At 37.0% G+C, this 11,388-nt stretch carries 10 protein-coding genes; 4 read left to right on the top strand and 6 right to left on the bottom strand.

Features of this window, described 5'->3' with window-relative positions; translation table 11 throughout:
* Nucleotides 1–210: 210 nt before the first annotated feature.
* The 6 genes from DEU40_RS07760 to DEU40_RS07735 all read right to left on the bottom strand — a co-directional run bounded on the left by DEU40_RS07760 (nucleotide 211) and on the right by DEU40_RS07735 (nucleotide 6,551).
* Nucleotides 211–2,571, bottom strand: coding sequence for a choice-of-anchor L domain-containing protein (locus DEU40_RS07760; RefSeq protein ID WP_110009303.1), 2,361 nt, complete (start codon nucleotides 2,569–2,571; stop codon nucleotides 211–213).
* Between the two features lie 194 nt (nucleotides 2,572–2,765).
* Nucleotides 2,766–3,332, bottom strand: coding sequence for a DUF1003 domain-containing protein (locus DEU40_RS07755; RefSeq protein WP_110009302.1), 567 nt, complete (start codon nucleotides 3,330–3,332; stop codon nucleotides 2,766–2,768).
* Between the two features lie 11 nt (nucleotides 3,333–3,343).
* Nucleotides 3,344–4,114: a TIGR02757 family protein gene (locus DEU40_RS07750; RefSeq protein ID WP_410493750.1), complete on the bottom strand. Its 771-nt coding sequence runs from the start codon at nucleotides 4,112–4,114 to the stop codon at nucleotides 3,344–3,346.
* A gap of 6 nt (nucleotides 4,115–4,120) precedes the next feature.
* Nucleotides 4,121–5,035, bottom strand: a complete 915-nt coding sequence (locus DEU40_RS07745; RefSeq protein WP_110009301.1) for a ribonuclease Z — start codon at nucleotides 5,033–5,035, stop codon at nucleotides 4,121–4,123.
* Between the two features lie 68 nt (nucleotides 5,036–5,103).
* Complete coding sequence (rdgB, locus tag DEU40_RS07740; RefSeq protein WP_262916991.1) at nucleotides 5,104–5,679, bottom strand: RdgB/HAM1 family non-canonical purine NTP pyrophosphatase; 576 nt, start codon at nucleotides 5,677–5,679, stop codon at nucleotides 5,104–5,106.
* Nucleotides 5,680–5,720: 41 nt separating this feature from the next.
* Entirely contained in the window at nucleotides 5,721–6,551 is an 831-nt protein-coding gene (locus DEU40_RS07735; protein ID WP_110009300.1) for a CPBP family intramembrane glutamic endopeptidase, read from the bottom strand.
* A gap of 109 nt (nucleotides 6,552–6,660) precedes the next feature.
* Here DEU40_RS07735 and DEU40_RS07730 point away from each other — a divergent pair, with 109 nt between their 5' ends.
* From DEU40_RS07730 to DEU40_RS07715, 4 genes are all read left to right on the top strand, one after another.
* Nucleotides 6,661–7,353 (top strand): hypothetical protein, encoded by a 693-nt coding sequence (locus tag DEU40_RS07730; protein ID WP_110009299.1) that lies wholly within the window; start codon nucleotides 6,661–6,663, stop codon nucleotides 7,351–7,353.
* 13 nt (nucleotides 7,354–7,366) lie between these two features.
* Entirely contained in the window at nucleotides 7,367–8,077 is a 711-nt protein-coding gene (locus tag DEU40_RS07725) for a hypothetical protein (protein ID WP_110009298.1), read from the top strand.
* A gap of 162 nt (nucleotides 8,078–8,239) precedes the next feature.
* Nucleotides 8,240–9,835, top strand: coding sequence for a peptide chain release factor 3 (locus tag DEU40_RS07720; protein ID WP_110009297.1), 1,596 nt, complete (start codon nucleotides 8,240–8,242; stop codon nucleotides 9,833–9,835).
* Nucleotides 9,836–10,278: 443 nt separating this feature from the next.
* Entirely contained in the window at nucleotides 10,279–11,223 is a 945-nt protein-coding gene (locus tag DEU40_RS07715; RefSeq protein ID WP_110009296.1) for a DUF4349 domain-containing protein, read from the top strand.
* Nucleotides 11,224–11,388: the final 165 nt, after the last annotated feature.

Raw genomic sequence — 11,388 nt, 5'->3', positions numbered from 1 at the left:
AAATAACGCTAAAAATAAATTTCCTATCCTCCTATTTAACATTTTATATTATTTTAAACAAAAATACTATTTTTTTTAATTGAAATTCAAGTTAACACAATTTACATTATTACTAACGCAAATTTATTTATGTTAGAATATCAACTCTGTTTATTTTAAAATAATAAAAAAAGACTGACAAAATAGTCAGTCTTTCAGTTATAGTTCAAATTATTCTATATTTTTAAGCAATATCCAGCCTGTTTTCACAGTAAGTTCCTTGCTCGCAGGATCTTCGAAGGTTACCTGATACCAATATGTTGAAGTAGGAAGCTTTTTACCCTGGAAATATCCGTCCCAATACGGTCTGGTCTTCGCTGCTTTGAAGACTTCTCTTCCATATCGGTCGAAAACCTGACCGCTGAAATCTTTGTAATTAACTACCCCGCTGAAATCAATCGTATCATTAATATTATCCCCGTTTGGAGTAATTACATTTTTCATGACGAATGTAAAGAATTCAAGGAAACCTACGCAGCTTGTAAATTTAACTCTTACCCTGATCGAAATGATTTTATTTTTAGGTACATTATTAAATACATTGGAAGACTGCCATGTAACTCCGTTATCTACTGAATATTCCAGGATACCGTTACTTGGATTACTTGCTGTAACGATCATGGTTCCACTCTCATTATAATCCACTTTGATCACTTCCGGAATTACAGCTTTAATCACCTCAGTTTCGAACTCTTTTGAACAAACCCCGTTACTGATTACTACTGAATACTCCCCAGGAGTACCTACTGTAATGCTCTGACTCGTTTCACCAGTACTCCACTGATAGGTATATCCTGGTCCTGAACCCGCATCCAGAATAATTTTATCTCCCTGGCAGATATGGCCGCCTTTTAAATTTGAAACGATAGCCGGTACTACTTCAATGGTAATACGTGCCGGCTGAAGAGATTTACATCCCTGTGCTCCGATAGCATATACCGTATATGTAGTCGTCTGAGTTGGACTTACCGTTCTGATTCCTCCGGTAGCAGCTGCAGAATCGCTCCATTCATAGGTTACACCGCCGGTAGCTGTTAACAATACGGATTCTCCGGCACAGATTTTCAATCTCGGTGCTGTAACCAATGCTGTTGGTGTTTCTTCTTTTCTTAACGTTAAGGTTGCAATTTTACTACAGAAAGCGCCATTGGAAACCAGAACATACAAAATCTGTCCATCTGTTCCTGTATAATTGGTAAGATTGGTGATATAACTGTTATTTTGAGCCTGCGCATCAGCCTGATTCGCATAAAAACGGAATACCGCTCCCTGCGTTGTACTGATCAGAGGTTTTGCTGTTTCCAGATTAAAACTGGTAATAGCTGGTGTGGTACAGAGCTTAAGTTCAGCATTTTGTACAGTAGGGCTTGTTCCTCCAATAATGGTAATAGTAGCTTCGCCAGGACACTGATTTCCCGGGACCATTACTTTTACCGTATAAACTCCCGCCTGGGTAGCTACGTACACAGCACTGGTTGCCCCCGGAATTGCTACTCCGTCTTTGTACCATTGATAAGTCATGCCCGGAATTGCTGCCACCTGTGCTTTCAATTGTTTTGGAGTATTATCACACATGTTGATACTGCCCGGCAGCACTACTCCTGCTTCATCTACAATTTTAATTCCCACGTCAAAAGATCCACCCTCTAAGAAAACTGCAGAGTCATGCGAAGGATCTTTTGCATCAGCCAATACCATTTTGAAATGATAGGTCTGCCCTGGAATTACATCTGCAACAGCTGTCAGAGGTGTTGTTCTTCCATAGTAATTAATGACCAGATGCGGATTGGCCAAAGCCCCGAAATAATTAGCATTGATAGGCCCACAGCTGAATCCGTTTCCTGCAGGAACGATGTTGGTTGCGCTTACAGGTCCCGCACCTCCCGGCAGTACAGCCAGATTGGTATAAGTAGGATCTCCCGCTTTTTTCAGCAAAAGGGCAAAGGCATCGGAATACCCGTCACAAGGATAGTTGGAAGTATATTCATCTGAAACGAAGATATAATTAAATTTCACCTGATTGGAATTCGGAACGAAATCAAATTCAAGAGCCACGGCATCCGTTAAGCTAACGGTAGCTCCGGTAGCGGCTACAAGATCTGCATCACTTCCTGTTCCTACTGATTGTCCTACAGCTGATACATAGCTATTACCGGCTTCTGAAGCGTATCCTGTAGTAAGGACAATACCATCGGTAAAAGGAAAACTGGTAGTTCCTTTATGAAAATATCCCCAGAATCTGTTGCTGTTGGTCACATCATGATTCGGAGATACGGTAACGTTGGTTACATTGGCTGTTGTACAGTTGGTACCGCCATTGATCAGAATATTCTTTACCAACTGCTCCGGTGTATAATTTGAAGGCGTATATGGAGGTACATTCACATCAATGAATGCTCCAGCTCTAAGACTGGCCGCAGAAGGTTTTATTTTTTCGGACTTCCTGACAGGTCTCGTTTGAGAAAATGCAGAAGCAGAAATCAATAAAAAAGAAAAAAGGAAAAAATAGTTTTTTAGTCTATAAATTAACATTTTGTTTTCATTTGTTCAAATGTAGCAAAAATAATTATACTAATCCCCCCTTAACCACTACTATTTTATAATTCATCATATACATTCACAATAAATTTTTCTTATCGTTACATTTTCCATAAATCATTAAACCCAACAATTCAGACATAAAAAAACAGACTAAGAGGCTTAGTCTGTTTCCATTTTTAATAAACTTATTCCGGCTGTTTATCATCTTTTTTCAGCTGATCTATTTCATTTTGTAACTGCGAGATAATATCCTTTAAAGCTTTAATTTCATTTTTGTTGGAGCTTACATTGCTCTTGAGCATTACATTTTTCGCTCTTTCATTGTGGTCTTCCTCATCCTCTTCTTCGTTGATCTCTTCAATATCCTCACTGATTTCCTCAATGTCTTCCTGAATATCTTCTATATCCTCATTGATCTCTTCAATATCTTCGCTGATTTCTTCAAGATCTTCCTGAATGTCTTCGATATCTTCGCTGATCTCCTCAATGTCCTCCTGGATATCTTCAATTTTCTCATGGCTTTTATTCACAGACATCTGAATGAAGATTGCCAGATAAATAGCTTCCAGGGAAAGTACGGTCGTAAGAATCAGAAGCATTTTATCAAAATCAACGATATTCAGCATCGGAAGTAAAAACGAGGTAAGGAACAGCAGAGTATGAACAATCAGGGACTGAATAGATCCGATCCATGAGGTAATGCTGTCTGCAATTTTCTCAAGAACTTCTGTTTTTTCGTTATATTTTTTCATCCTTTCTATTTTTACAATAGTTCTTTTGTTACTCCTAATCCAAACAATGCAAAATCATATTTTGCAGGGTCTTTTTCATCAAATTTTCTGATGGCAATATCCAGTTCCTCCACTGTTTTCCAATCATTTTGTGTCCTCGAAACCAATCCCAGTTTTCTGGAAATGTTCCCGGTATGTACATCCAGAGGAATGGAAAGATTTTTCTGATCTATATTCTCCCAGATTCCAAAGTCTACTCCTCTTTTATCTTTACGCACCATCCATCTTAAAAACATAATAATCCTTTTGGCAGAGGAATTCTTATAAGGTGAACTGATGTGTTTATGGCTTCTGTGCTTTTCTGTTTCCAGGAAACCACTTCTGAATCTTTCTATGGCATGCAGAAAGTTATTTTCTGTTTTTTTTACTTTAAATAAACTTTCCAGGCTTTCATTTTCATTATAAATTCTGTTGAACTGTTTGATAAAATAAGAGAAATCCTGTCCGTTAAAAGTTCTGTGAATACTTTTATCCTGAATCCTTTCCAGATCTTTTTCAGAATAATTCATTACAAAATCATAGGGAGAATTTCCCATAATATCAAGCATTTTATCCGCAGAATTAATGATTGACTTTCTGTTTCCCCAGGAAATCGTAGCTGCCAGAAATCCTGCAATTTCAATGTCCTGTTTTAAAGAAAAACGATGCGGAATCTGTATCGGATCATTTTCAATAAAATCAGGAGCATTATACTGATCTGCTTTTTCGTTGAGAAAATCTCTGAGTTCTTCAAATTTCAGCATATTATTTTAAATCTTTACACTCTCCAATGCTTTTGGCAGAAATGTATTGGGAAATATTTCTCTCGCCTCATCAGTAAATACGGTCAGATCTCCATATCTGTTGGAAAAGTGGCCTAAAATCAACTTTCCGACCTGAGCTTTCTGAGCTATCGTAGCAGCTTCCAAAGCTGTGGTATGACCTGTATAATCTGCCATTTCCTTAAGATCATGTAAGAATGTGGATTCATGGTACAGAACCGTCACATTTTTAATAATCGGGATGACACTTTCAAGATAGCGGGTATCACTGCAAAATGCATAGGATACCGACGGAGCAGGATCAACAGTCAGAATTTCATTTTTAAGAACATAGCCATCACTCAGTACAAAGTCCTTCCCTGCTTTGATATTGTGATAATCGCAGGTTTCAATTTCGCTGTATTTCGCAATCTCCTTCATATTAAGATGTCTGTCTTTCGGCTTTTCTTTAAAAAGATAACCGTTACAGTAGATTCTGTGATCCAGCGGAATAGTATATACTTCTACCCTGTTGTCCTCATATATTTTTTCAGAATAATCTTTATCCAGTTCATGATAAATCACTTCAAAACCACGGTGGGTTTCTGTGATCTGAAAAATAGTTTCCAGCATCTTCTTAATACCTTTAGGACCGTAAACATGCAAAGGCATATCTCTTCCTAAGAGACGGAAAGAAGCTATAAGCCCCGGCAGCCCAAAACAATGATCTCCATGAAGATGAGAGATAAAAATATGATTGATTTTTGAAAATCTTGCTTTTGCTTTTCTCAGCTGAACCTGTGTACCTTCTCCACAATCGATCAGGAAGAGTCTTTCTTCCATTTCCAGCAGCTGTGCTGTGGGTGACGTGTTGATGGTCGGAATCGCAGAGTTAAAACCTAATATTGTTAAATAAGTACTCAAATCAATAATTTATGATAACAAATGTACAACAGAAAAACTAAATGGGGATTTTGTCCTGATATGTAAACTTAATCAGTTACTTTTAAAAAATCCATAAACAGGTCTAATGCCTGTTTGCGGTGGCTGATTTTATTTTTGTCTTCAGGATCCATTTCTGCAAAGGTTCTTTCATATCCTTCAGGAACAAAAATAGGATCATACCCGAAGCCTTTGAAACCTTTATTTTCTGTCAGTAAATTTCCATGAACCCTGCCTTCAAAATATTGCGCCCCGTTTTCATCATAATAGCAAAGAACCGTTACAAAATAAGCCTTTCTGTTTTCAATTCCCTGCATTTCTTCTAATACCTTTTCGATATTTTTTGCAAAATCATGGTCTCCGGCATAGCGGGCTGAGAAAATCCCGGGTCTTCCATCCAAAGATTCTACGACCAAACCACTGTCATCTCCCAAACTTGGAACCCCTGTTTTTTCAAAGCAATATTTAGCCTTGATCAGGGCATTGGCATGAAATGAATCTCCGTCTTCTACAATTTCTTCGTGAATATTATAATCGGTAAGACTTTTTACCACGCAGTCACTTCCCAGGATCTGTTGGATTTCTTCTTTTTTATGTTCGTTGTGTGTAGCTACTAATAATTCCATTTCTATATTCATTTTCAATTTTACTTTTTAAATCGGGTTACTTACATTTCAGCATAATGCACTTTATACTTTTTCATAAACAGATAATAGAATAAGGAGAAAAGTACAATTCCTGCAGCTAATACAAGCCATTCTGAAATATGAAGAACTTTTGCAAAACTCTCATCTTTACCATAAAGAACCAACAATGACAGTGTTAAATTATTAAACGCATGCAGTAATATCGGCATCAGTAAAGATTTTGTTTTATAATAAACCAATCCAAGCACACAGCCCAGCATCACTGCACTGATAAACTGCCATGGATTTCCGTGAACTATTCCAAAAATAATGGAAGCATACAAAATTGCTTTCCAGGGTTCTACTCCTTTATTAATCAATCCTTTCTGGATAATTCCTCTGAAAATAATTTCCTCAAAAACGGGAGCCATAATAACCGTCATGATAATCATTATCACCGGATTGTCTGTCAATTGGCTCATCAGCCTTGTAAAATATTCATAAAAATCTCCAAAAAAAGGACCTGTAGTTGGGATCTGAGCGGCTACAAATTCAGAAATAAACATCATTCCCGCCATCATTGGAAAGATGAGGAGATAGGTTGAAAAATTAACTGATGACATGTTGAAATTAAGCTTTTTTTGCGTGGTACGCCTTACGATAAAAAAGTCAAAAAAGGCAATAGCAGTAAGGAATCCTACAGAATTCGCTACCATCAGAAACCAGTCTTTCAATTCAATATTTTCCCTGAAAACCACTTTCCAGAAAGTACTGAATAAAGAAACGGCCATTGTTCCCACGAATAATCCAACCACCAAGACTACACCGCCCAACCATGTAAACGTAAACTTCGGATATTTGCTATTTTCCATCCTTTCTCTGTAAAAAGTTTATGAAAAACAAAGATAATTTTTTTGCCTGCTACAGGCAACTAAAAAAGGATTTTCTTATTTTCGTTCATTTATCCATGAACATTACAAAATGCATACAGAATTTCCATTCCAAAAAATTGAGTCTACCACCAACAGATGGATGACCATTGTCCTGAATGCTCTTTTCTTTGTGATCTTTATTTCTTTCGCTTTGATTTTCGTTTTAGGCCCTGCTTACGGAATTTACAAAAGAGGATTTGAAGCCATGCTGTACCCTGCCCTGATCGGCTGGGGACTTTCATTGTTGATTTTGATTCCTGCAATCCGTTATTATATCATTAAAAGGAAAAAACTGGCCCATACAATTGTGGTTGATGAAACCGGACTTTTATTTTATAATTCAGGAAATGAAATTGTGGATCAGATCCTCTACACAGATCTCCGGCCTTCAACACAGAATTTTGATATTTACATGGTAAATCCGGTAGGATCAGGAATCGCTCCTTTACTGGAAGTAACAATCTTATCAAAGAAAAAAGAAGAAGCTCTAAGACGTATTGATATGAATCTCCCTTTGAGAGTGGTAAAAAACAAATCTATTTTGTATGCCCATTTCCTACACGGCATCGTCACTTTTCGCCGTGATTTGAAGGTAGATCCTCTCGTTTTCCGAAGCTATTCTATTGATACAGAAACCTGGAAAGTGAACCGCAAAGGGATTTCTCCGGGAGGCTGGCTTGTCATACTGGCAGCACTCATAATTACGGCATTTATATGCGGGCTTGTATTTTTGTTAACTTAAGCTAAGAATTAATATGATTGAAAAATTCCAGACCATAGAATCCAAAATCAATATACCCATTACTTACTTTCTCATGGGAATTCTGTGGATCGCTGTTATTCTGATTATGGTGGTAATCGGGGTTGTTTTTAATTTTATCTACAATAATTTCAGACAATATACAGAAAATGACCTTGGAATCTTTTTCACGATTCTTATTGCCCTGCTTCTTCTTATGTTCTGCTGTATCGCTTTGATCGTGGCTTTAACTTACAGAAAAAAACAAAAGATCCGAAAAGCCATTGTAGATGAAAAAGGAGTAACATTCTACAACCACCGTAATGCAATTATTGAAACCATATTATATCATGAACTTCAGCCAGCTCAGCACTCATCCACCGATGTACATGTTTTCAACACCCAGACCGTAAAATACGGCAAAACGACATTGCAGGTTTACCTGAAAAATAAAGCTGGGGAAATTATGCCTTCAACGGTAGACTTTAATTTTAACTTAGTAATTCTACGCAACCAATATCAGCTATACCGTCATTTTCTTAAAGGCATTCAACACTTTCGTCCGGATCTGAAAATAAGTCAACAGGCTATTGATCAGTACAACCTTAGCTCAGAACCGCAAAAAACTAAATTTGGAATATTTGAATATATCATGTCTGCAGTTTTTATACTGATTGCTGCCGGATTGGTTTATGTCTTTATATTGCTGATAAAAATGTTTGTCTGATAAGTAATGTTAACGCAAAGCCAATTACTGATGAGTTTATAGCCATATCTCTCATTCTCAAATGCGGTTATCCTTCTATTCTTCTGCGTAATGAACATTGTTCTTCATTTAAATTTGAAAACCTCATAAAAAATCACGATTTTTGCAACTTCAAAATACGATATGTCAGACTTAATCAAAGAAATACAAAAAAGAAAGACCTTCGGGATCATTTCCCACCCGGATGCCGGAAAAACAACTCTTACAGAAAAGCTACTTCTTTTCGGGGGAGCAATTCAGGAAGCGGGTGCGGTAAAATCCAACAAAATAAAAAAAGGAGCTACCTCCGACTTTATGGAAATTGAAAGACAGAGAGGAATCTCTGTAGCGACTTCCGTATTGGCATTTGAATATAGAGATCATAAAATCAACATTCTGGATACTCCGGGTCACAAAGACTTTGCTGAGGACACCTACAGAACATTAACAGCCGTAGACTCTGTAATCGTTGTCATCGACGTTGCAAAAGGGGTTGAGGAACAGACGGAAAAACTGGTTCAGGTGTGTAGAATGAGAAACATTCCAATGCTGGTCTTCATTAATAAACTGGACCGTGAAGGTAAGGATGCTTTCGATCTGCTGGATGAAGTAGAACAAAAACTTGGATTAACCGTTTGTCCGCTTTCTTTACCGATTGGTATGGGAAGTGACTTCCAGGGAATTTATAACATCTGGGAAAACAATATTCAGTTATTCCTGGAAGAGAAAAAGCAGAAAGTTGGGGATTCTATTAAGTTTGATGATATCAATGATACTTCAATTGATGATGTTATTGGTGAAAAAGCTGCCAAAAATTTAAGAGAAGAGCTTGATCTGATCCAGTCTGTTTATCCTGAATTTAATCGTGAAGATTATATGAAAGGTGATCTTCAGCCGGTATTTTTCGGTTCTGCTTTAAATAATTTTGGAGTACGTGAACTATTGGATGCTTTCATTGATATTGCTCCTATGCCGCAGCCCAAAGAAAGTGATACGCGTCTGGTAAAACCTGAGGAAAGCACTTTCACAGGATTTGTTTTCAAAATCCATGCGAATATGGATCCTAAGCACAGAGACCGACTTGCATTCGTGAAGATTGTTTCAGGAACATTCAGGAGAAACGAAAACTATTTACTGGTAAGAGAAGGTAAAAAAATGAAATTCTCCTCTCCTAACGCATTCTTTGCCGATAAAAAAGAAGTGGTGGAAGAAAGTTTCCCTGGTGACATCGTTGGTCTACATGATACGGGAAGTTTCAGAATCGGAGATACATTAACAGGTGGAGAGAAATTAAGCTTCAAAGGAATTCCGAGCTTCTCTCCTGAACATTTCCGTTATATCAATAACAACGATCCGTTAAAAGCCAAGCAATTAGCGAAAGGTATTGACCAGCTGATGGATGAAGGAGTTGCACAGCTGTTTACCCTTGAAATGAACGGAAGAAAGATCATTGGAACGGTTGGAGCCCTTCAGTACGAAGTTATCCAATACCGTTTGGAACATGAATATGGTGCAAAATGTACTTATGAACCGTTATCTATGCACAAAGCATGTTGGATAGAAGCTGATGAGAAATCAGAAGAATTCAAAGAATTTGCAAGATTAAAGCAGAGATTCCTGGCGAGAGATAAGTACAATCAATTGGTATTCCTGGCGGATTCTTCATTCACCATTCATATGACGCAGGAGAAATTCCCGAATGTGAAACTGCATTTTATCAGTGAATTCAGAGAAAACTAAGAAGCAATCAGGTAAACCGAAATTGTTTACAATATAGATCCGCAGAAAATTTCTGCGGATTTTTTTATAATATATCATATGAAACCACCCCGGCAAAAATTCTTCGAATTTTTGCCACCCCTCCGGAGGACGGGAATTTTTAGATTTCCCAACTCATATTTGGTAAAACGACAAAGTGTATGAATAACTGAGTACTCTGTTTGTCATTCTGTAGAAATCCAAATCCACAAGTAATAAAATACTGTTATTAAATACTCCTTTGCGAAGTATAAATACTATCCTTATTCCATCAAAACACAGAAAAACGCTTTGTAAATCTTTTGTAAAACAAATATAAAACCTTGATAATATATGAGTTAGCATTTTACCAGTATAATACATTTCATTTACAATCTTTACAAGAACTTCCCTTCTAATTTTACTTCATCAAAAAAATTAATCTTATGAAAAAGTTCATATTACTCGCTGCTGTAGCAGGCACTTTCATTATGTGTAAAAAGGCAGAAGCTACCCAGGATAGAATCAATGAAGTAATCCATTCAGCGGACAGTGCTGCCACTGTTGCTACAGAAACCATAGATCATGTCAGTAAAACGGCTGATAAAGTTCTGGACTCGGCCAGTATTAAAATAAAAGATTTTGAAAATTCGAAAAACGACATCCGTGAAAAGATAGAAAACACTTCCAAGATGGTAGATTCTTTATCGGATAAAATTGCGAATACAAAACTGGAGTCCAACATAGAGAAAAAGGATTCGGTAGAAAAGAAGACTGAAAAGATTGCAGCAAAAGTTCCGGCTCCCAAGGTTATTAAAGAAACCAAAATCATCTATAAAGAAAAGCCTAAGAACGACAGTTACGAACTGAATATGCCACAAGATAAAATGGTAAAATCAGGATATCTTTCTATAACCGCAGAGAATGTGGAGACAGTAAAGGAAATCATCAGAGAAGAAATCAGCAGAAATAACGGCTATATCAAAAGTGAAAATCTGTCTTATGTGGAATCCGCTTATCTTCATGGGGAAAATCAAAAAGTATACAGTCTGGATATCAAAGTTCCTATGCAGCATTTTGATGCGCTAATGGATGCCATAAATAGCAATATTGGAGATATTGATACAAAAGATATTCAGGTTTCAGGGCGAAACTATACGGACAATGCAATCTGTACGATCAATGTAAATATCAGTGAGAAAGCTAAAACAGAAACAGAGCCTGAAACCTTCAGTGGAAAATCTCTGGCAGCCATTGAATCCGGCTGGAATGTTATTACTTCTATATTCCTGTTTATCCTGCCGCTGTGGCCTTTATTTCTTATTGCCGGCATTGGATATTATTTCTATAAAAAGAAGAATGGGAACACCGCTGATCGTGATTCTCATTAGATTTTTAATTTTTTTTTAATGAGGTTTGGAATTGGTGTTCGATTCTTATGTTTAATTTTACCAAATATTCAACAGAAGTGTTGTTTATTAGAAAAATAACTCTTAACTTTAAGTATAAGCAAAATGCAATGAATCTCCGATCAGACGAGGTTCAAATAAATTTGG

Origin of the sequence: Chryseobacterium sp. AG844 (assembly GCF_003182335.1) — a bacterium.
Lineage (GTDB): Bacteria > Bacteroidota > Bacteroidia > Flavobacteriales > Weeksellaceae > Chryseobacterium > Chryseobacterium cupriresistens.
The sequence above is the reverse complement of the archived record's forward strand: the minus strand, read 5'-3'. Positions and strand labels throughout refer to the sequence as shown.

Excerpts from the sequence above, each read along its gene's own strand:
- DEU40_RS07735 (WP_110009300.1), bottom strand. The coding sequence starts at position 6,551 with ATGGAAAATAGCAAATATCCGAAGTTTACGTTTACATGGTTGGGCGGT.
- DEU40_RS07725 (WP_110009298.1), top strand. The coding sequence starts at position 7,367 with ATGATTGAAAAATTCCAGACCATAGAATCCAAAATCAATATACCCATT.
- DEU40_RS07755 (WP_110009302.1), bottom strand. The coding sequence starts at position 3,332 with ATGAAAAAATATAACGAAAAAACAGAAGTTCTTGAGAAAATTGCAGAC.
- DEU40_RS07720 (WP_110009297.1), top strand. The coding sequence starts at position 8,240 with ATGTCAGACTTAATCAAAGAAATACAAAAAAGAAAGACCTTCGGGATC.
- DEU40_RS07750 (WP_410493750.1), bottom strand. The coding sequence starts at position 4,114 with ATGCTGAAATTTGAAGAACTCAGAGATTTTCTCAACGAAAAAGCAGAT.
- rdgB (WP_262916991.1), bottom strand. The coding sequence starts at position 5,679 with ATGGAATTATTAGTAGCTACACACAACGAACATAAAAAAGAAGAAATC.
- DEU40_RS07760 (WP_110009303.1), bottom strand. The coding sequence starts at position 2,571 with ATGTTAATTTATAGACTAAAAAACTATTTTTTCCTTTTTTCTTTTTTA.
- DEU40_RS07715 (WP_110009296.1), top strand. The coding sequence starts at position 10,279 with ATGAAAAAGTTCATATTACTCGCTGCTGTAGCAGGCACTTTCATTATG.
- DEU40_RS07730 (WP_110009299.1), top strand. The coding sequence starts at position 6,661 with ATGCATACAGAATTTCCATTCCAAAAAATTGAGTCTACCACCAACAGA.